Genomic DNA, 20,024 nt, shown 5'->3' on the forward strand with positions numbered 1-20,024 from the left:
AGGCCGCGCGGGCGGGCCACGGGCAAAGGTCTTGCCCAACTGCGGTTTCCGTGTTCGTTGTGCGGCGCGCACAACGAAATCTTTGTGCGCGCCGCACAAAGGACGGGTTCCGGTTCTTTACCGCCTTCGCGTGGGCAATTGCGACGCGGCCGTCCCGTTCAGCGGCTTCCGGGATGCAATACGGTCGCCGTCGTTCTACGCTGACCGCACTTGACGTAGGGCGCGTCTCGAAATTCTGATCGCGGTCTCCCCACCTGGATCACGAAGCCCATCGACCAGAATTTCGAGACACGCCCTAGATCGTCGGTATTGCGCGGACGGAATCGCGGCAAGGGTGTATGGGGGCGTGGGTGGCGGAGACGAGGCGCGGCATGGACGGGCCGGAGGACGATCGGTCGTTCAACGGGCGACTCATCCTGGTAACGGTGTTCGGATTCGTGCTGCTGGTGCCGCCGCTGCTGTCGGTGTTCAACACCGGGGCGCAGGTCTTCGGCGTGCCGGTGCTCTGGGCCTACCTGTTCGTCGTGTGGGCCGTCCTCATCGGACTCGCCGCCGTGCTCGCCGGACGCTCGGGCTAGCGCGGTGCTGCAGACCTGGGTCGTGGTCACGGTTTCCGTCGCCTACCTCGCCGTGCTGTTCGCGGTCGCGTTCTATGGCGACCGCCGCGCCGACGCGGGCCGGAGCCTGATCAGCCGCGGCACGATCTACGCGCTTTCGCTGACCGTGTACGCCACCTCGTGGACCTACTACGGCAGTGTCGGCCGCGCGGCCACCAGCGGGGTCAGCTTCCTGACGACGTATCTCGGCCCTACGCTGATGTTCGGGCTCGGCTGGCTGGTGCTGCGCCGGATCATCCGGATCAGCAAACGCAACCGGATCACCTCGCTCGCGGACTTCATCTCCGCGCGCTACGGCAAGAGCACCTGGCTCGGCGGGCTGGTCACGGTGATCGCGGTGCTCGGTGTCGTGCCGTACATCGCGCTGCAGCTCAAGGCCGTGTCGACCACCTTCGAGATCATCCGCCGCCGTCCGGACACGACCGCGGCCGTCCCGCTCTTCCAGGACACCGCGCTCTACGTGGCGTTGCTGCTCGCCGGGTTCGCCATCCTGTTCGGCACCCGGCATCTCGACGCGACCGAGCGGCACGAGGGCATGGTCGCGGCGATCGCGTTCGAGTCGGTCGTCAAGCTGGTCGCGTTCGTCGCGGCGGGCGTTTTCGTGACTTTCGGGCTGTACGGCGGTTTCGGGGACCTGTTCACCCAGGCCGCGAACGCGAAACTGACCGCGCTCTTCTCGCTCGGCGGCACCACGGCGACGTGGGCGTGGATGATCGTGCTCTCCGGGCTCGCGGTGCTGCTGCTGCCGAGGCAATGGCAGGTCGGTGTCGTCGAGAACGTCGACGAGCGCCATCTCAAGCGGGCGATCTGGCTGTTCCCGCTGTACCTGCTGGTGATCAACATCTTCGTGCTGCCGATCGCGGCGGCCGGTCTGCTCCGGTTCGGCGGCTCGGTCAACCCGGACACCTTCGTGCTGGCGCTGCCGATGGCGTCGGCCCAGGAAGCGCTTACCCTGCTGGTCTTCGTCGGCGGGCTGAGCGCGGCCACCGGCATGATCATCGTCGAGACGGTCGCGCTCAGCACCATGGTGTCGAACTCGCTGGTGGTGCCCATCCTGCTGCGCCGCCATCCGAGGCTGACCAGGCGCGGTGACCTGGCGGGCGTCACGCTGGCCGTGCGCCGGATCGCGATCGTGCTGGTGATGCTGCTCGGCTACGCCTACTTCCGGTTCGCGGGCCAGGGCACGGAACTGGTGTCGATCGGGCTCGTCTCGTTCGCCGGGGTCGCGCAGTTCGCGCCCGCGATCCTCGGTGGACTGTTCTGGAAGGGCGGCACCCGCAACGGCGCGCTCGCCGGGCTGTCCGCCGGGTTCGCCGTGTGGGCGTACACCTTGGCGCTGCCGACCTTCGCCGGCTCCGGGCTGCTGGCCGACGGTCCGTTCGGGATCGCCGCGCTGCGCCCGCAGGCGTTGTTCGGGCTGACCGGAATGGACCCCGTCGGGCACGCGATGTTCTGGAGCATGCTGGTCAACATCGGCGGATACTTCGCGGTCTCGCTCGCCGGCCGCCCGCCCAACGCGGCCGAGCGCGCGCAGGCCGTGCTCTTCGTCGACGCGCTCGCCGACCCGGAACGGCCGCGGATCTGGCGCGGCCGGGTGACCGTGGGCGAGCTGCGCACGCTGACCGAGCGTTTCGCCGGAGCCGACGGCGCGTTGGACAGGTATGCGCGCGAACGTGGCTTCGCCGTCACCCCCGACGCCGAAGCGGCCCCCGAACTGGTGCAGCACGCCGAGACCCTGCTCGCGGGGCCCGTCGGCGCGGCGTCGGCGCGGATCATGATCGCCTCGGTCGTCGGCGAGGAGCAGCTGCGCGTCGAAGAGGTCATGGAACTGCTCGACGAGGCGTCCCAGGTCGCCGCGCTCGAGGAGCGGCACCGGCTCGCCCGCGAACTGCACGACTCCGTCTCGCAGGCGCTGTTCTCGATGACGCTGCACACCCGCGCGGTCGAACTCGCGGTGCAGAAGGAAGGCGGCGACCCGGCGGGCCCGGTCGCCCGCGGCTTGACCGAGCTGCGCGGCCTCACCCAGGGCGCGCTCGCCGAGATGCGCGCGGCCCTGTTCCAGCTGCGGCCCGACGCGCTGCACGAGGACGGGCTGTCCGAAGCGATCCGCAAACGGGCGGCCGCGATCGCCGTCCGCGAGGACATCCAGATCCGGGTGCACGCGCCGGAAGACCGCGTGCCGCTGTCCGAACGGGCCGAGGAAGAGCTGTTCCGGGTCGTCCAGGAAGCCGTCCACAACAGCGTCAAACACGCGGGCCCGACCCGGGTCGACGTCACGCTGGAGGTCGACGACGGCACACTGGTCGTCGAGATCACCGACGACGGCACGGGTTTCGACCCCGACGAGCAGCACCCAGGGCACCTCGGCCTCGACGGCATGCGCGAGCGCACGAGAAGGCTCGGCGGGCGCTTGACGATCGCCAGCTCACCCACCGGCTCCACCGTGCGGGCGGTGCTGCCGGGTGTCGTCCAGACCGAGTACGAAACGTAGGAGAACCACCATGGGGCCACCGCCGATCCGGGTGTTCCTCGTCGACGACCACGTGGTCGTCCGGCGCGGTATGCGCGCGTTCTTCGACATGCTCGACGACATCGAGGTGCTCGGCGAGGCGCCCGACGGCCAGTCGGCACTCGACCAGCTCGCCGTCTCCGCCGCCGGCGACAAGCTCCCCGACGTCGTCCTGATGGACTTGCTGATGCCCCGGCTCGACGGCATCGCCGCCACCCGCGTGATCAAGAAGCTCTACCCGCACGTCGAAGTCGTCGCGCTCACCAGCTTCAGCGAGGCCGAGCGCGTCCACTCGGCACTCGAAGCGGGCGCGGCGGGCTACCTGCTCAAGGACGCCGAAGCCGACCAGGTGGTCGCCGCCGTCCGCGCCGCGAACCGCGGCCAGGTCCACCTGGATCCGGCGGTGGCCAGGAAACTGACACGCTCACTGGTCGCGCCCCAGCGGACGGCGACCGCGCTCACCCCGCGCGAACGCGAGATACTGGTGCTGGTCGCACAGGGCAAGTCCAACCGGGACATCGCGGAGGCGCTGGTGATCAGCGAACGGACCGCGCGGACCCACGTGAGCAACGTGCTTTCCAAGCTGGACCTGGCTTCGCGGACCCAAGCGGCGCTGTGGGCGGTCCGGGAAGGCCTGGTCGCCGGGCCATGAGCTGGTCGTGAGTGGTACGGCCGGTTCTAACCGGCCAAAACACTCACGACCCTGGTCGGCGCAGGGCGGCGACTCGGCGGGTGTAGGACTCGGTCGACAGGTCGTCGTCGGTGATGCCGAGGTCGTGCAGCACGGCCCGGATCACCGCGAGCGCCTCGGCGACGTGCTCGGCTTCGACGATGGTCTCGACCTCCAGGAACGTCTGCCCGGCCAGGTCCGGGAGCTCGGCCACGGTGGCGAGCAGGTCGTGGCCGCGGTCGGTGAACCGGTGGTTCTCGCAGTGCTTCCGGAAGGCGATCCGTTCCACGAGGCCGAGCCCGTGGAAGATCGTGCGCAACACTCCGGCGTCGCCCGCTTCGGTCTCGTGCTCCGGCTTCGCGTGCCTCGAACCGGTCCGTGGTTCCTTGAACGTGAGCAGCGTCTTGGTCGACTCGCCGGTGGTGACCGTGCGGACCCGGAGGTTGTAGTCGCCTTCGGTGAGCCGGTGATCCGGCCAGTCGTAGTAGGTGTCGGAGTAGGTACAGCGCTCGACCTCGGCACGGGCACCCAACGCGGCGCGGACCGCGTCCGGGTCGCGCAGTACCGCGGTCAGCTCGGCTTCGATCGGCATGGCTGCTCCTTCGAACCTTGGTGCAGCGCAGCATAAACGCGGTCGCGCAACGAGTTCGCCTCCGGATCCGACAGGGTGCGCGCCAGGTGCCTGAGCACGATCTTGACCAGCACGTTCTTCTGCTCCGGTCGCGCGCCGAGCCGCTCGAGTGCTTGCGGCGGCAAGGCCGAGCACGGGGTCTCGCCGAGGATCTCGACCGACTCGACGCAGTCGGCGTCGTCGCCGAGCGCGGTGCGGACGCGGTCGCCGAGGTCCTCGGCGAGGTCGCCGGGGTCGACCGCGATGGACACGTCGCGCCGGATCGCGGGCATGGGGGAGACCGGGCGATAGGGCGTGAGGTCGGTCATCCGGCTGCCGGAACGCAGCAGCCGGATGTCGGGAATGTCCTTGAGCAGCATGAGAATCCGGTCGAGCCCCAGGCCCATCGCGAGCCCGCTCCACGACCCGTCGAGCCCGGCGCGCGCGAGCACCGCCGGATGCGCGAGCCCGCATTCGAGTATCTCGATGCCGTCGGCGTCGACCTGGAGCCCGGACGTCGTGTACGGGTGGACGCGGGGTGACCGGAGCTCGGAAGTGCCTGGTACCAACGCTTTCAGCACCGCGGTGATCATCGCGGCGAGGTCGTGCTCGGTCAGCGTGCCGCGCCGCAGCCGCCACAGGTCGACCTGATGCGGGGTTCCGGTGTGCAGCCGGTCGACCGAGTCACGCCGGTAGACGATCCCGGGGCACACGAGCAGCACGTCGGCCGAGGGATGGGCGGACAGTTCCCGGAGCGCGGAAGGGATCAACGCGGTCGAATGACTGCGAAGCATCCGATGTTCGTCGACGTAGCGGGTGTACCGGGCGTCGCGCGTGACGTCCGCGCCCGCGTAGCCCAGGTTGTCGTAGTTGTCTTCGATCGGCACGATCCGCCGGCCGCGGCGCCAGCGGACTTCGCAGTTCCACAGCTCGGTCAACGCGGTCACCGCGCGCTCGGCGACGAGCTGGATCGCGTGCGGGCCCTCGGCGGGATCGGTGAGATCGCGGACGGCGAGGTCGCGGGAAAGTTGTTTGGGGGTAAGACTTTGGGACATGCTCGGCTCCTCGGGTGGTCGGGGTGGTGGAGACCCCTGGCCACGCTGGGAGTCAGCGGCGCGTCGAAGACCCGCTGGTGCCCACACGGGACCAGGGGCCGGTAAATCGGCGCGTGTCAGTCATGTTTGACATGGTAGCCGCGCGGGGTGCGAAGCGCATCGCAATTATGCGAGAGGATCACGTAAACATCCGAACTCTGGCTAGGATGACGGGGTGAGTCTCAGGGAGCTGTCGCGGACCGAAACCGCTCTCGTCGGTGTCCGGATCACCTGCCTCAGCACTGTCCACGGTGGACTCGACGAGGGCCTGCTGATGAAGGCGCTCGACATGGTGGTCACCGCGGATCCGGTGCTGCCCGCCAGGATCGGCGGCGGGGGAACCGGTTACCACCTCTACCTTCCCGACGCCGAACCACCGAGCCTGCGCCGGGGGATCGGCTCGCTCTACGCCGAACTCGACGTGCCGATCGGCCCTGGTGATCCGCTGCTGCGCGCCGTGCTGTTCCGCGGCGAGGAGGAAGACACCTTCGTGCTCGGCGCCGCGCACGCACTGTTCGGCCGGCACGGGCTGACGGAGTTGTCCGAGACGATCTGGCGCGTCTACACCGCGCTGGCCGACGGCACCGAAGTGCCCACGATCGTTCCGGGCCCTCGTCTGCCGGATACGTTCGCGGGTCAGGGAAATCGGGTCACCCAGCGCGGCCGGAAGCTCCCGTTCGACCGCGGTGGCAAGCCGGGCGTGGAGACCCAGCGGATACTCGTCCAGCCGAAAACGACGCGACGGCTCGCCGAGGTCGCGAAGGCGGCGAACACTTCGGTTCCCTCGCTCGTCGGCGCCGCGACGCTGCTCGCGGTCAGGGACGTGCTCACGCCGCATTCCGGTGCGCTGCCACTGTGTTTCGCTTCGACGGCCGGTCTGTGCTTCACCGACGTCTCGCCCGATCTCGACCCTTTGGCGCTCGCCCGCCGGATCGCGGGCGGAACACCCGTGCCGGACCAGCTCATCGCCGAGGTGGCGACGGTGCGGTTGAGCGATTTCGGCTCGGTGTCCGCGCCCGCGATGCCCGACGGCGTGGAGCTGACCGATCTGCAGGTGCACGTCTCGCCGCGCTGGACGCCGTCGGGCCAGGGCTGCCTGCCGTTCGGCATGCTCGTCGTGGACGGCAGGCTGGACCTCTCGATCGCTTACCGCACAGAGTGTTTCGGCGCCGAGTCGATCCGGCAGGTGCTCGATGGCACGTACGCGGTGCTCGATCAGGTGAGCTCGGCGCGTGACTCCAGATAGCGCTGCTCGGGCAGGCTGAGCGTCTGGCTCGCGGCGAGGCGGTAATACTCGCGGGCTTGGTCGCGGTCGCCGGCGAGATCGAGCAGATGCGCGCGAACAGCCGACACCCGGTGATGCTCGGCGAGCGCTGGATCGGCTTCGGCGACGGACAACTCGAGCAGCCCGTCGCGCGGCCCGTGCACCATGGCGAACGCGACGATCCGGTTGAGCGTGACCATCGGGCCCGGCGTCAGCGCGGCGAGCAGGTCGTACAGGCCGAGGATCTGCGGCCAATCGGTGTCCTCGGCGCGCGGGGCCTCGTCGTGCACGGCCGCGATCGCCGCCTGCAGCTGATACGGCCCGATCGGCGCGTCCCGCAGCGTGCGGGTGATCAGCTCGACGCCCTCGACGACGGCCTCACCGTCCCACAGCTTCCGGTCCTGCTCGTCGAGCGGCACGAGCGCGCCGTCGGCACGGGTGCGCGCGGGCCTGCGCGCGTCCGTGAGCAGCATCAACGCGAGCAATCCGGCGACTTCGCCGTCCTCGGGCAGGCGCGTCCGCAGCTGCCGGGTCAGCCTGATCGCCTCGGCGGTGAGCTCGACCCGGTGCAGGTCTTCGCCGGAACTGGCGGTGTAGCCCTCGTTGAAGATCAGGTACAGCACGTGCAGCACCTGCTTGAGCCGCTCGGCCACCTCGTCGGCCGGTGGCATGCGGAACTCGGTGCCGGTGGCCTTGATCCGCTGCTTCGCGCGGCTGATGCGCTGGCCGATCGTCGATTCCGGCACCAGGTACGCCCGCGCGATCTCGCCGGTGGTGAGGCCGCCGACCGCGCGCAGCGTCAGCGCGATCTGCGAGGCAGGGGTGAGCGAGGGGTGGCAGCACAGCAACAGCAGCGTGAGCGTGTCGTCGACGGCCGGGCCCGGCTCGGGCGGCGGCTCCGCGGCGACGGTCTCCTCACGACGGCGGCGAGCGGTCTCGTTGCGGTGGATCTCGGTCCGGCGACGGGTGGCGACCGTGATCAACCACCCCTTCGGGTTACCCGGCAGCCCCTCGTCCGCCCACTGGATCGACGCCGCGAGCAACGCCTCCTGCACGGCGTCCTCGCAGGTGCCGAACCCGCCGAACCGGCGAACGAGCACGCCGAGCACCTGCGGCGCCAGCTCGCGCAGCAGGTCCTCGATCGCCCGGCTCACTTCGCCCATTCGTCCAGCATGCTCATTTCGAACACCGGCCGGACCTCGACCTCGCTGAGCGCGGCGTCCGGCACCAGCGCGGCCAACTCGACGGCACGTTCCATGGTCGGGACGTCTACCAGGTAGTAACCGGCCAAACACTCTTTGACCTCGGCGAACGGGCCGTCGGTGCTCATGATCTGACCGTCACGCACGGAGACGCGCTTCGCGTGCTCCTGCGGCACCAGGCCTTCGGAGTAGACCAGCTCACCGGACTCCGCGAGCTGCTCGGAAAGCCTCCGATGGGCCATGCCGAACTCAAGCTGCTGCTGCTCACTCAAGGTTTCCCAGGCCGCGCGGGACTTCTCGTTGCTCAAAACCAGGATCAGGTACTTCACGGGCGCCTCCCAAAAATTTCTTTCACCCGGGTGTCGAAACCGGCTCGTCGGCTTCTACACCCCTCACGTAAGAGGTACCGAAGCTTAGGAGATCACCATGACCCAGGACGAGACCAGCATCCGCGAGATCTTCGACGCCCACATCGCGGCGATGCGCGCCAAGGACCCCGACGCCCTCGTCGCCCGCTTCGCCCCGGACGCCGTGACGTTCACGCTGGCCCCGCCGCTGCGCAACTCCGGCCCGGCGGTCACGGACCCCGCCGGCGTGCATGCGTGGCTGGCCGGTTTCACCGGCGAGATGGACTTCGAGATCCGCGACCTGGAGCTGGCGATCGGGGACGAGGTCGCGTTCGGCTTCAGCCTCAACCGGCTCTCGGCGACACCGCAAGGCGACACCGAGCAGTTCGACCTGTGGTTCCGCGCGACGGTCGGCCTGCGCAAGATCGACGGCGAGTGGCTCATCACGCACGAGCACATGTCGACGCCGTTCTACATGGACGGCTCGTTCCGCTCCGCCGTCGACCTCAAGCCCTGAGCCGGGATAAAGCCCGCTTTACTCCGCGGAGTAAAGCGGGCTTTATCGCGCGGAGTAAAGCCCGCTTTATCCCGGTCAGTGCGGGATGAGTGTCCAGCGCTGGTTGGTCTCGGCCTTGTCGGCGAAGAGCTGGACCAGGGTGGCGTTGGCGGTGCCGTGTGCCCTGGCGTCGAGCACCTTGGCCGACTGGACGCCGCGCAGCGCGTAGGGCGCTCCCGACGGGTCGGTGGTGAACTCCCATTGCTGGTTCTGCCCGTAGTGGCAGGTGAACTGCAGGGCGAGTGCCTGGTTTTCGACGCTGGCGTTGTCGATGTCCAGGCATTTGCCGGAGTTGCGGTTCTTGAGCCCGTAGATGTTGTTGCCGAGCGGGACGAGGTCCCAGATCTGCTTCACCCCGCCGACGCAATCCCAGAGTTCGGTGGCCGCGCGGTCTTTGAGCGCGTCCTGGCCGGCTCCGGCGACCTGGATGCAGCGGCCGGATTCGACGCCTCTGATCTCGACCGCCTTCGGCGTGATCGGGGTCGGGCGGTAGACGACGCCGCCACCGCCGTCGAGGCTCCAGTCGATCCGGCCGCCCTGGAAGTTGCTGCGCCTGCCCTTGGGCGTGGCCAGCTCGTCGCTGGTGGGGTAGCCGAGCCAGGAGCGTTCCGCGCCCAGGTCGTTCCACTTCTGGCGGATGGCGCCGTAGACGAGCATCGAGCCGATGTTGGGGTGCCAGTAGATGGCGCCGTAGTTGCCCGCGAAGGTGGAGTAGACGCCGATACCGTCCGGCAACCTCGTCGAGTCGGAGGCCGGCCAGCTGAGCATGCCGCCCTCCGCGCCCGCTTCGAGGTATTTCCGGTAGATGTCACCGTAAATGCCGTAGACGCCGCCGTTCGTGACGTCGTACACCGCGCCGCCGGAGAACCTTTGCTTCTGCCCGGCGGGGCTGCCGAGCGGGCCGAAGGACTCCTGGAAGCCGACCGGAAGGCCGATGCCTCCGTTGTGGGCGCCCATGGCCTTGTACTTCTGGTAGATCCGGCCCGCGACCGGGTAGACACGGACGTCCGCGCCTTCGTGGCGGAGATAGATGATGCCCCGCTCGTACTCCCGGTAGCCGTTGCCTGCTCCGTCGAGCACCGCTTCGGCGATGGGCTTGCCGATGGCGGCGCGGAGGTCGGCGTTGGAGTTGTACAGCCGGTCGATGGGCATCGGCGGCTTGGGCGCGTCGGCGAACCAGTCCGAGGGTGAGGGGACGCTGTTGACCCTGAACTCGGTGAAGTCGCTCCGTGAACCCGGCACGAAGAGGCCGTAGTAGCTCGCGCGGTCGGTGAACGGGGCCAGGGTGTCGTACGACGGGCACCAGGTGGCCAGTTTCCGGAACAGGTCGGTGCCGTCGGTCGGCGCCACGTCGACGTGCGCCCGGCTCATGGTGCTTTCGCTTTCCACGTACCGGATGTAGCGGCCGGGCCTGGTCACCGACTGGAACGAAAGACAGCTGGGATCCGCGAGACCCGCCTCGACCTTCCAGGTCTGCTTGGGCTGCGGGGCGGCCGTCCACTTGGTGAGGGTGGCCGTTCCGTTCTCGTCGGTGAGGTAGACGTCCTTGTCGCGGGTCTCGGAGATGCCACGGATGGTCTGGATGTCGTGCTGGTACTGACCGACTCGCAGGAACTTCTCGCGGTCGATCGACGTGCCGGCGAGCGCGGTGTCGGCGGCGCCCACCAGGTCGGGGTGGAACCGGCTGGCGAGCGCGGTGTCCCGGATCGCGTTGATCTGCTTGACGCGTTCCAGGTCGCGGCGGCGGAGTTCGTTGTCGATGTCGCGCTGGCGCGCGTCGGCCGCGCCGGTCTCGATGAACTTGGTCCGGTCGGCGTCGTCGAGGCTCAGCACGGCCTCACGGGCGGCGAGGAAAACCTCGCTGTCCTTGGGCGCGAGCTTGTAGACCGTGCGGACGAAGTCGTCGTCGTCGAGCTTGCGCATCTTGTCGTCGGCGATGATGCCGAGCGCCTGATAGGCCGCGGCGGCCTTCTTCTCCTCGGCGATCGCTGCGGCCTTCTCGGCTTCGGTCTTGTCGTTGGCCTCACGGATCTGCCGGGCGACGTCTTCCTTGTGCGAGGTGAAGATCTCGACGGTGAGGAAGGACCACTGCTTCTCGGGCGTGCCGTTCAACGCCTCGCGGGCGGCCTTGCGGGTCTCGATGTCCTTGTGCTCATCGGTGTTCAGGTCGAGGAAGACGATGAAGTCGTAAATGGACCGGCCGAGTTCCGGGGTGTACCTGTCCTCGGTCACGCCGATGACCTTCGCGGCGTCGACCTTCGCCTTGCGTTCCTTCTCCAGCTGCTGGCGCCGCTCGGTGACGATCGCGATGTCCGCCTGGTGCGCCGCCGCCATGCCGGTCTTGATGTAGGTGGTGCACGGGGCGCAGGGCGGATCGTTCTTCACCAGCAGCGCGTCGATCGCCGCCTGCTTGACCTTCTGGTTTTCCGGCTCGGCAGGCCGTGGCTTGTCCTGGTCGTCGGCGGCCCGGTACATCGCCGAGGTGAAGTCGCGATCGGACAGTTGCGTCAGCTCCGGCCCCGCCACGATTCCCAGCAACGCCGCGGCGTTGCCCTTTTCGATCTCCGTCGACGGCGGCGGGCCGTCGGCCCGCGCGGTGTCGAAACTCATCAGGCTCACGGCCGTGGCGAGCACGGCGGGAAGCACCGCGCTGCGCAGAACACGTCTCAGTCTCATTTTCGGCTCTCTCAAAGAAAAACGGATAATGAGGACGCCGGCCACTGAGATTCCAGTGGCCGGCGTCTTCTCATGCGGGAAGAACGGTGCTACTGGGGAATGATGGTCCAGCGCTGGTTGCCTTCAGCCTTGTCCGCGAACTGCTGGAGCAGGGTGGCGTTGGCGGTGCCGTGGCCCTTGGCGTCGAGCACCTTGGCCGAGTGCGCGGCCCGCAGCGCGTAGTTCGCGCCGGTGTTGTCGGTGGTGAACTCCCACTGCTGGTTGAGACCACCGTGGCAGGTGTGCTGGATGATCCCGCCCTGGTTGTCCAGCGTGCTGTTGTAGACGTCCAGGCACTTGCCCGAGTTGCGGTTCTTCAGGTTGTACTTGTCGTTGCCGAGCGCGACGACGTCCCAGATCTGCTTCACGCCGGCGACGCAGTCCCACAGTTCGATGCCGGCGCCGTCCCTGATGGCGTCCTGCCCGAGGCCCGCGACCTGGATGCAGCGGCCGGACTCGACGCCCTTGAGCTCGATCGCCTTGGGCGCGACCGCGGCCGTCTTGTACGCGACGGTGGCGCCGCCGTCGTTGCTGAAGTCGATCCGTCCACTTTGGAACGTGTTGCGCCTGCCCTTGGGCAGGTCGAACTCGTCGCTGGTGGGGTAGCCGAGCCACGACTTCTCCGCGCCGATTTCGTTGTACTTGCCCCGGATGGAGCCGTAGACGAGCTTCGCGCCGGTGGCCTGGGTGTAGTAGATGGCGCCGGTGTTGCCGAAGAACGTGGTGTACCAGCCGATCCCGTCGGACAGCGGGACGGTGTCCGAGGTCGGGTAGCTCAGCAGGCCGTTCTCCGAGCCCGTCGCGGCGTACTTCTGGTAGGTCTCGCCGTAGACGACGAACGTGCCGACGCCGGACACCACGTACACCGCCCCGCCGGTGAACCGCTGCACGCGGCCCTTGCTGAACGCGCGCTCGTCCTCGACCGGGTAGCCGAGCACGCCGGTTTCGTAACCGAGCGAAGAGAACTTGGCCAGCACCTCACCCGTGACGACGGAGGTCGTGAGGTTGGTGGCTCCTGGGCGGAAAGCCTGGTACAGACGGCCGTTCTGGTACTTGCGGTAGCCGACGCCGTTGCCGCCGAGCACCGCGTCGGCGGTCGGCGCGCCGAGCTTGCCGCGTGCGCTCGCGTCGGTGTTGTAGCGACGCTCGATGGGCATCGGCGGCTTCGGTGCTTCCACCGACCACACGGTGCCGCCGGACGGCGCGTTGACCGCGAGGTCGACCTTCGACAGGACGTGGGTGAAGGCGATCCCGGAACCGGACCGGCGTGCGCACCAGGTCACCGTCGGGCCGAAGGCGTTGGTGCCGTCGGCCGGGTCGACGCTGAGCCGGTTGTTGATGTAGCGCAGGTAGTGGTTCGGCCGGGTGGTGGAGGCGAACGAGTGACAGGTCGGGTCGGCGAGCCCCGGCTCGACCTTCCAGACCTGTTCCGGGTGCTGGCCGGTCGCCCACGGGGTCAGCAGTGTCTGCCCGTTGCCGTCGGCGAGGTAGAAGTCGTCGAGCGCGACCGTGCGCAGCGTCTGCGTGAGGTTCTCGTCCTTGCCGGTGAGCAGGAACCGGATGCGGTCGCCCGTCGTGCCTGCCAGCGCCTTGTCGGCGGCGGCGACCAGCGCGGGGTGGGCGAGGCTGTTCGCCGCGCGGGTGCGCAGTTCGAAGATCTGGCGGGTGCGTGTCTCGTCGCGCTTGCGGAGCGTGTTCTCGATGTCGCGCTCGTGAGCCTCCTGGGCGCCGGTGTCGATGAACCGCTTCCACTGCACCGGATCGTGGCTGGCGAGCGCCTCTTCGGCGGCGCCGAACACCTCGGTGTCCTGCGAGGCGCGGTTCGAGATCTCGAACACGAAGGACTGGTCCGAAAGGCGGGTCATGTTGTCGGGCGCGACGATGCCGAGCGCGTGCCAGGCCGCGTTCGCCTTGGCCTCACGGGCCAGCGCGGCGTCCTTCTCGGCCTGGGTCTGGTCGGCCTTCTCCCTGATCAGGCGCTGGACGTCGGCGGTGTGCGCGATGCCGAGCCCGGAGCTCAGGAAGGTCCACTGCTCGTCGGGGGTGCCGCCCAGCGCGAGCTGCGCCTTTTCCTTGACCAGCTGGTCCTTGTGCGCGTCCGCGTTCAGGTCGAGGTAGGCGATGAAGTCGTAGAGGGACATGGCCTTCTCCGCGTTCCCCACCGGGATGCGGAGCAGCTGACCGGCGAGCGCCTTGGCGTCGCGCTCCTTGTTCTGCTGGTCACGCCATTCGAGGTCGAGCCGGACGTCTTCGTCGTGCGCGACCTTCATGCCCGTCTTGATGAACGTGAGACAGGCGGCGTCGCCCTCTTCGAGTGCCTTGAGCGCGGCGGCCTTCACGGTGCGGTTGCCCGGCTCGAGCGGGCGCGGCTTGTCCTGGTCGTCCGCGATGCGGTACATCGCCACGGTGAAGTCGCGGTCGGTCAGGATCATCAGCTCGGGGCCGGGATTGACGCCGAGCAGCGCCGCGGCCGCGATCTTCTCGTCGTCGGTGGACTGGGCTGCCGCCGCGCGGGCGGCTGTGCCGGTGGCCGGTACACCGACCGGTTCCCAGTTTTTCGTTGCGGTGGAAGGTGTTTCCGCCGCGGTGGCCGCGACGGCGGGAGCGGGAGCGAGTCCGGCGAGCGTCGCGGCCGCGGCGCCTGCCACCACCGCGGAGCGCACGCGCCGGGGCCAGGCCCGGTTCGGTCTGTTCGCTGAAACGGAGCTACTCAAGATGGATTCCTTATGATGGTGGAAAGTCCATGGGAGCACGCGATAAAACCCCAGGCGCGTGCGAAGAAATCGTTGCCATGTCGGCGAAAAATGGTCAAGACCAGCCGTTGGACCGTAACAGGTTCGTGATCACCAGAGTGGCCAGGTGTGACCTGGATCATATTCCGAAGTCGGCCGTGTATCTTTTCTGGCAGAGTCGGCATTCTGTGTGTGAACACGGAATACCGACTAACTTGGGGGTTATCGGTGCACTGGGGATCGGCCATTACTGGCTGTGCTTTGGCGACCGCGCTCATCGTCACCGGCAGTGGTTCGGCGATCGCGGAAGTCCATGGCACTACTGCGATCGGCGCAGTTCAAGCGACCGGAATAGAGCAATCGCCGTGGTATCCGAATGTCCGGCAAGCAGCGCTTTATCACGCTCAGGCACTGGTCAGGGCATCCGCATGGCAGGCTTTGCGGTCATCCGACGAAGCGGTGCTGCGTGAGTTCGTGCTCCGCGGATTCGGGAAAGCGCGGCAGCGGGCCAATGAATTCAATGCGCGTAACCGGGATTTCGCTCAAAGGGTTTACGACACGTATACGGCCGCTTATTCGCCACTGGTGCACGCCACCGCCGACAATGTGCTCAAAGGTAGTAGCGCTGACTGGGATTGGTTCGCCCGTACCGGCTTCGCGGAAGCCAAAGCGCGCGACAACGCGGCCAGGGAAGCCGACGAGCAGCACAAACAGCAGATCGCGCAGGCCGACCGCGACTTCGTTCGCCTGCTGTCGACCAGCGATCCCGGCGAGCAGGTGCGGCAGGCCGCGCAGTACGCGCTGCGCAACGGCGGGCTGGACGCTGACATCCGGGAGTTCTACGCGAGCGGCTGGATGGCCGCCGCCGGGCTCGACGTCGAACTCTTCCGCGTGCGTACCCAGGACGCGGGCATGTACCTGCACGCCACCATCTCCCAGCTGATCATCGACGCGCAGGAAGCCGAAAAAGCGGCGCTCGCGGCGACCGGGGAAGCGGCGGTCCAGGCCCGTGCCGTCGCCGCCGGCGCGTGGGCGGAGACGAAGCAGAAGGCCGACGCGGCAAGGAAAACCTGGGACGACGAGGGCAAGCTCTGCCTGGATCAGGCCCGGTACTGGCAGACCGTGCTCGACCGGGCCAGCGGGCAGGCCGATCCGGTGTGGCAGAGCATCGGCGCCGCGGCCGACAAGCAGCGCGGCACCTGGACGACCGAATCCGCCTTCGCGGACGGCCAGTCCCGGCACTGGGGTGACGTCGGCGCCGACGCGCAGGCCGGGTACGACCGCATGACCACCGAACACTGAGTCTTTCTCCTTCTTCCCTGTCCCTGTTCTTGTTTTCGTGAATCCGGGGTGTCCTAACCATGTCCAGATCACCGTGGCGCTCGAGGCGGAAGACATCGATCGGCTGGCGCAGAGCCGTGGTCCTCACGGTGACCGCCGCCTTCCTGGCAGGCACCATGAGCGACGGCGCCACGGCGATGGCCGAAACGGCCGCCGCGCGTGCCGCCGCTCAGCGGCCGTTGGCCGGCAAGGAAAAGACGCAGAACGCGGCGCCCGCGCAGGACGGGCTGGACCCCGAGGATCAGGCGCTGCTCGACCAGATGCAGCGTGACCTGCTCGCCGACATCGCCGCGTTCGACGAGGACGAGGAAGTCCGCGAGGCGGCCAGGGTCACCTTGAAGAAGGCGGAGACCGGCGACAAGAAGGCCGTCGAGGACTTCTTCGACCACGGCCAGCAGGACGCGAAAAAGGCCGCGAAGGACCGGAAAGACCGCGTCGACGCGGAGAACCGCAAGCTGATCGAGGCGCTGGTGGGCACGGGCGGCCCGGCGTTCAACGCGGCCGTCACGCTCGCACTGCAGAAGGACGCCCGCGAACGCGCGAACTTCCTGGCCTTCGGCCGCGACATCGCCGCGGAGCAGGATCGCCGCGACGGGGCCTATGAGAAGGAACTCAAGGACCGGCGGCGGGCGCACGTCCAAGCGGCGGCCGCACAGGGCACGCCGGAGGTCTCCAAAGCGGCCAAGGCTGCATTGGCCGCCGGCGACGCCGCGATCGAGGACTACCTCAAGACCGGTTATCTGATCGCGGCGAAGAAGGACGCGGACGCCCGTGACGCGCAGCTGGCCGAGTTGGAGCGGCAGCGCAAGGAGAACGAGGCCGCGTCGGCCGAGGCGCAGAAGATCGTCAGGGCGATGAAGGCCCGTCGCAACATCCTCACCGCGCACGGCGACGGCTTGAAGGCGCTGGAGCGCGCGGCGAACGACATGACCGGCGCGGCGGACGCGTCCCGTGAAGCGGCCAGGGTGCTGGCCGCGGATCAGGCGAGCGGGCAGTACCACCCCGAGCTGTACCAGCGTGCGAAAGACCGGGTGGCACAACAGCTTCAGTACGCGATCGCCGACGCCAGGGAGGCCGAGACCGCGGCAGCCGGCGCGACCACGCAGGCCAACATCCTGGTCGAGAACGGGATGCCGCACGGCTTGCAGTGGGTGAAGGTCGTGCAGGGCATGGCCGCCGCCGCGCAGGCAGGCAAGCAGGCGACGGAGTCGGCGGTGCACGCGGTGGACGCGATCGCCGCGGACGCGGCGGCGACCGATGCCGCCGACAAGGCCAAGAAGCACGAGGAAAACGCCAAGCAGTGGCTGGCCAACGCGAAGTCGCACGAAGCGAGCGCCTTGCAGATGGCCAAGGCGGCCCGCGACGAGGCCAACGCGGCGGCCGACGCCGCGCGGCTCGCGAAGCAGGCGAGGATCGACGCCGAGGCGGCGTTGGCCAGTGCCAAGGTGCACGCCGCGAACGTCAAGCAGGCTCGTGCCGACGCGGAGAACCAGCGGACCATCGCGGCGCAGAAGCGGCAGGAAGCCGAGCAGTGGCGCGGGGTCGCGGAGCAGAAGCGCAAGGAAGCCGAGGCCAAGCAGCAGGTGGCCGCGCAGGAGCGGGCCAAGGCGGTGCAGGAGGCCAACCTCGCGCGTCAGAAGCGGCAGGAAGCCGAGGCACAGCAACGGATCGCGTCCGACAAGCGGGTCGCGGCGCAGCAGCAGGAGCAGATCGCGGCCGACGCGGCCAAGGACGCGCGGGCACAGGAGCAGATCGCGGCCAACGCCGACAACAACGCGAGCACCGAAGAGAACCGGGCCCACCAGGCACGGGAAGAGGCCGAGCAGCTCCGGCAGACGGCCGACACCGCCGAGAAGCGGGCGCAGGCGCTCGGTCAGCTGGCCGACCGCGCGGAAAGCTCGTCGGAGATCATCCAAGAGGACAAGGTCAAGGCGCGCAACGCCGCGAACCAGGCGCGTACCGACGCGAACACCGCGCGGGGTGCGGCGAACACGGCGCAGCAGCGTGCCAATGAAGCGGGTACGGCCGCGGCGAACTCACGCAAGGCCGCCACCGAGGCGCAGGGCGCCGCGGGCCGGTCTCGCGCGCACGCGGACCGGGCGCAGTCCGCGGCGTCGGAGGCCCGTGCCGCGGCACGGGAGGCCGAGCACGCGGCGGGAATGTCCCGTGCGGCGGCGAATCAGGCGCAGGCCGCCGCGTCGCGGGCGAACCAGGCGGCCAACCGGGCCGAGCAGGAGGCCGCCGCGGTGCACGCGGAGGCGATGCGGGCGCGGGCGGACGCGGAGACCGCGACCGCCGCCGAGGCGCGCGCCGCGGAGAGCGCGCGCAAGGCCATGGATCTGGCGCAGCGGGCGATGGTGGAGTCGGCGAAGGCACTCGAGGCCGCGGACCGGACTCGCGACGAGGCCAACGCCGCGTCCGAGGAAGCGGCGACGGCGGCCGTCCAGGCCGGGATCGCGACCCGTGCCTCGGCGGCGACCACGAAGGCTTCGGCCGGTATCGCCAACCCGGCGAACACCGCGATCACGCTCACCAACCCGTTCGCGGGCACCGACATCGACGCCGACTTCGTCCAGCTGGTCGCCAACCGCGCCAAGGACATCGGCGACACCCAGGTCAAGGCCGCTCAGCAGGCCGCGGCCGACGCCAACCAGAAGTCGATCGAAGCGGCCGAGGCGGCGAGGAACGCGGGCGACCTGGTGAAGCCGGCCTACGAAGCCGCGGCCAACGCGGCCAAGTCGGCCGCCGACGCGGCGAAAGCGGCGGCGGAGGCGCAGGTTTCGGCCGCCGACGCCGCGGTCGAAGCGGCGGCCGCTCGCCGGATCGCGGCGGAGACCGAGGCGGTCGACGCCGAGGCTCAGGCCGACGCCAAGGCGGCCCGTGCCGCGGCCGACCAGGCGGCGGCGGACGCCGCGCTCGCCGGTCGCGCGGCGGATCAGGCCGAGCGTGACGCGGCCGCGGCCCGCCAGGCGGCGGACAGCGCCACCAGGGCGGCCAACGAGGCCACCGCGGCGGCCAACCGGGCCCAGCAGGACGCCGACGCCGCGGCGAGGGCGGCCACCCAGGCCGAAAAGGACGCCGAGGAAGCGCGTCAGGCCGCGGCCCGCGCGGACCAGTACGCCAAGGACGCCGATTCGGCGGCGAAGAACGCCGAGAAGTACGCGGACAACGTCGAAGCGAGGGCGCGGAACGCCGAAGCGGACGCCAAGGCGATCCAGGCTCAGCTGGCCCAGTTGCAGGAGGAGATGCGCCGGGCCGCGGAGGAGCAGGAGCGCCGGGAGGCCGAGCAGGCCATCGCCGACGACAGCGAAGTCCCCGCGCTCACCCCTGAGGAGGAGGCCGACCTGCGCGCCGAGAAGGGCCAGGCCGGCGTCGACCAGTACAACCAGGCACGGGCCGAGGCGAACAAGAGCCTGCTCGACATGATCGTCGCCGAGGGCGGGCAGATCATCCTCGACCTGATCGGGTACACCGACGCCAAGAAGTGCTTCATGGAGGGCGACTTCATCTCCTGCGTGATGACGGTCATCAACGCGTTGCCCATCCTCAAGCTCGCCAGGTTCCTCACCAAGATCCCGGACGCCATCAGCACGACCGTGCGGATCGTCAAGGGCATCAGGACGTTCAAGGACCTCAAGGTGGCGGCGCGCGGTGTCATCACCAAGCTTCGTGACCTGCTCAAGCAGCTCAAGGGGTGCAAGCAGCCGGGGATGCGCGCGGCGGCGGGCTGCTCGGTGGTCGACCGGCAGAAGATCCGCGAGAAGGAGCTCGAAGCCCACAAGGGCCAGCCGTCGGTCTCACCGAACCCGGGGCAGCGGCTCAGCAGCATCCAGGGCCAGCAGACGATGAACGGCTGTTTCAACACCATCGTCCCCACGGACGTCTCGTTCAACTACCCGATGCAGGACTTCACCTGGCTCGGCAACCCCGCCAAGCGGGCCACCGGTGGCATCGTCTGCGCGAAGGGCACGACCACGCGGTCCGGTGAGCCGGCGCCTCCGGTGGGACACCCGGAATCACCGGCGAAACTGGGCACCGAGCCGGTGCAGAAGGGCCACCTGGTCGCGGCCAGGCTGTGGGGTTCGATGAGCGTGGAGAACATCGTGACCCAGTACCGGGCGGTGAACCTGTCGGACGTGAAGATCGTCGAGAACGCCGTCGGCGACATGCTCGACCGGCACCCGGCCAGGGACGTGTCGGTGATCTACGAAGTGCACGTGCAGTACCCCAGCGCCACCGCCGCGATGCCGGAGTGGATCTTCATCGAAGCGATCTCGTCCAACGGCGCGAACTGCTTCGCTACGATCCACAACGTGCCGGGTGGCAACGTGAACAAGGAACGCTGCGACTCGTTCCGGACGGCCTGA

General features: G+C 68.9%; 13 protein-coding genes. 7 read left to right on the plus strand and 6 right to left on the minus strand.

Going from position 1 to position 20,024, the window contains the following annotated elements; all coding sequences use genetic code 11:
* Positions 1–350 precede the first annotated feature (350 nt).
* From AB5J62_RS15940 to AB5J62_RS15950, 3 genes are read left to right on the plus strand one after another with little or no spacing between them, the layout of a single operon-like run.
* Positions 351–578: a hypothetical protein gene (locus tag AB5J62_RS15940; protein WP_370948992.1), complete on the plus strand. Its 228-nt coding sequence runs from the start codon at positions 351–353 to the stop codon at positions 576–578.
* 4 nt (positions 579–582) lie between these two features.
* Positions 583–3,108 (plus strand): histidine kinase, encoded by a 2,526-nt coding sequence (locus AB5J62_RS15945; RefSeq protein ID WP_370948993.1) that lies wholly within the window; start codon positions 583–585, stop codon positions 3,106–3,108.
* A 10-nt stretch (positions 3,109–3,118) separates the two neighbouring features.
* Positions 3,119–3,778 (plus strand): response regulator, encoded by a 660-nt coding sequence (locus AB5J62_RS15950; RefSeq protein ID WP_370948994.1) that lies wholly within the window; start codon positions 3,119–3,121, stop codon positions 3,776–3,778.
* 43 nt (positions 3,779–3,821) lie between these two features.
* On the opposite strand, the gene AB5J62_RS15955 is transcribed toward AB5J62_RS15950, so the two are convergent.
* Together AB5J62_RS15955 and AB5J62_RS15960 are read right to left on the minus strand one after the other, a co-directional pair.
* Positions 3,822–4,388, minus strand: a complete 567-nt coding sequence (locus AB5J62_RS15955; protein ID WP_370948995.1) for a class IV adenylate cyclase — start codon at positions 4,386–4,388, stop codon at positions 3,822–3,824.
* Positions 4,367–5,461, minus strand: coding sequence for a hypothetical protein (locus AB5J62_RS15960; protein ID WP_370948996.1), 1,095 nt, complete (start codon positions 5,459–5,461; stop codon positions 4,367–4,369). Before AB5J62_RS15960 ends, AB5J62_RS15955 begins: the two co-directional genes overlap by 22 nt.
* A gap of 214 nt (positions 5,462–5,675) precedes the next feature.
* On the opposite strand from AB5J62_RS15960, the gene AB5J62_RS15965 reads away from it, so the two are divergent.
* Positions 5,676–6,746 carry a hypothetical protein gene (locus AB5J62_RS15965; protein ID WP_370948997.1) on the plus strand — a complete coding sequence of 357 codons (1,071 nt, stop codon included), beginning with the start codon at positions 5,676–5,678 and terminating at the stop codon, positions 6,744–6,746.
* Here AB5J62_RS15965 and AB5J62_RS15970 read toward each other — a convergent pair.
* Both AB5J62_RS15970 and AB5J62_RS15975 read right to left on the minus strand, forming a co-directional pair.
* Complete coding sequence (locus tag AB5J62_RS15970; protein ID WP_370948998.1) at positions 6,716–7,927, minus strand: RNA polymerase sigma factor; 1,212 nt, start codon at positions 7,925–7,927, stop codon at positions 6,716–6,718. The genes AB5J62_RS15965 and AB5J62_RS15970 overlap by 31 nt on opposite strands.
* The gene (locus AB5J62_RS15975; protein ID WP_370948999.1) at positions 7,915–8,295 is read right to left on the minus strand and encodes a YciI family protein; all 381 of its coding nucleotides are present in this window, start codon (positions 8,293–8,295) and stop codon (positions 7,915–7,917) included. The genes AB5J62_RS15970 and AB5J62_RS15975 overlap by 13 nt, the downstream gene beginning before the upstream one ends.
* 97 nt (positions 8,296–8,392) lie before the next feature.
* Here AB5J62_RS15975 and AB5J62_RS15980 point away from each other — a divergent pair, with 97 nt between their 5' ends.
* Positions 8,393–8,830: a nuclear transport factor 2 family protein gene (locus AB5J62_RS15980; protein ID WP_370949000.1), complete on the plus strand. Its 438-nt coding sequence runs from the start codon at positions 8,393–8,395 to the stop codon at positions 8,828–8,830.
* 75 nt (positions 8,831–8,905) lie between these two features.
* Here AB5J62_RS15980 and AB5J62_RS15985 read toward each other — a convergent pair whose 3' ends face one another.
* Both AB5J62_RS15985 and AB5J62_RS15990 read right to left on the minus strand, forming a co-directional pair.
* Positions 8,906–11,545 carry an RICIN domain-containing protein gene (locus tag AB5J62_RS15985; RefSeq protein ID WP_370949001.1) on the minus strand — a complete coding sequence of 880 codons (2,640 nt, stop codon included), beginning with the start codon at positions 11,543–11,545 and terminating at the stop codon, positions 8,906–8,908.
* A gap of 89 nt (positions 11,546–11,634) precedes the next feature.
* On the minus strand, positions 11,635–14,247 hold the full coding sequence (locus tag AB5J62_RS15990) for an RICIN domain-containing protein (protein ID WP_370949002.1): 2,613 nt from the start codon (positions 14,245–14,247) through the stop codon (positions 11,635–11,637).
* A gap of 654 nt (positions 14,248–14,901) precedes the next feature.
* Here AB5J62_RS15990 and AB5J62_RS15995 point away from each other — a divergent pair.
* Together AB5J62_RS15995 and AB5J62_RS16000 are read left to right on the plus strand one after the other, a co-directional pair.
* A complete protein-coding gene (locus tag AB5J62_RS15995) occupies positions 14,902–15,618 on the plus strand; it encodes a hypothetical protein (RefSeq protein WP_370949003.1) in 717 nt (238 codons plus the stop codon).
* A gap of 128 nt (positions 15,619–15,746) precedes the next feature.
* The gene (locus tag AB5J62_RS16000) at positions 15,747–20,024 is read left to right on the plus strand and encodes a DNA/RNA non-specific endonuclease (protein WP_370949004.1); all 4,278 of its coding nucleotides are present in this window, start codon (positions 15,747–15,749) and stop codon (positions 20,022–20,024) included.

This window comes from Amycolatopsis sp. cg5 (genome assembly GCF_041346955.1).
Taxonomy (GTDB): domain Bacteria; phylum Actinomycetota; class Actinomycetes; order Mycobacteriales; family Pseudonocardiaceae; genus Amycolatopsis.

Excerpts from the sequence above, each read along its gene's own strand:
- AB5J62_RS15970 (WP_370948998.1), bottom strand. The coding sequence starts at position 7,927 with ATGGGCGAAGTGAGCCGGGCGATCGAGGACCTGCTGCGCGAGCTGGCG.
- AB5J62_RS15960 (WP_370948996.1), bottom strand. The coding sequence starts at position 5,461 with ATGTCCCAAAGTCTTACCCCCAAACAACTTTCCCGCGACCTCGCCGTC.
- AB5J62_RS15950 (WP_370948994.1), top strand. The coding sequence starts at position 3,119 with ATGGGGCCACCGCCGATCCGGGTGTTCCTCGTCGACGACCACGTGGTC.
- AB5J62_RS15980 (WP_370949000.1), top strand. The coding sequence starts at position 8,393 with ATGACCCAGGACGAGACCAGCATCCGCGAGATCTTCGACGCCCACATC.
- AB5J62_RS15985 (WP_370949001.1), bottom strand. The coding sequence starts at position 11,545 with ATGAGACTGAGACGTGTTCTGCGCAGCGCGGTGCTTCCCGCCGTGCTC.
- AB5J62_RS15955 (WP_370948995.1), bottom strand. The coding sequence starts at position 4,388 with ATGCCGATCGAAGCCGAGCTGACCGCGGTACTGCGCGACCCGGACGCG.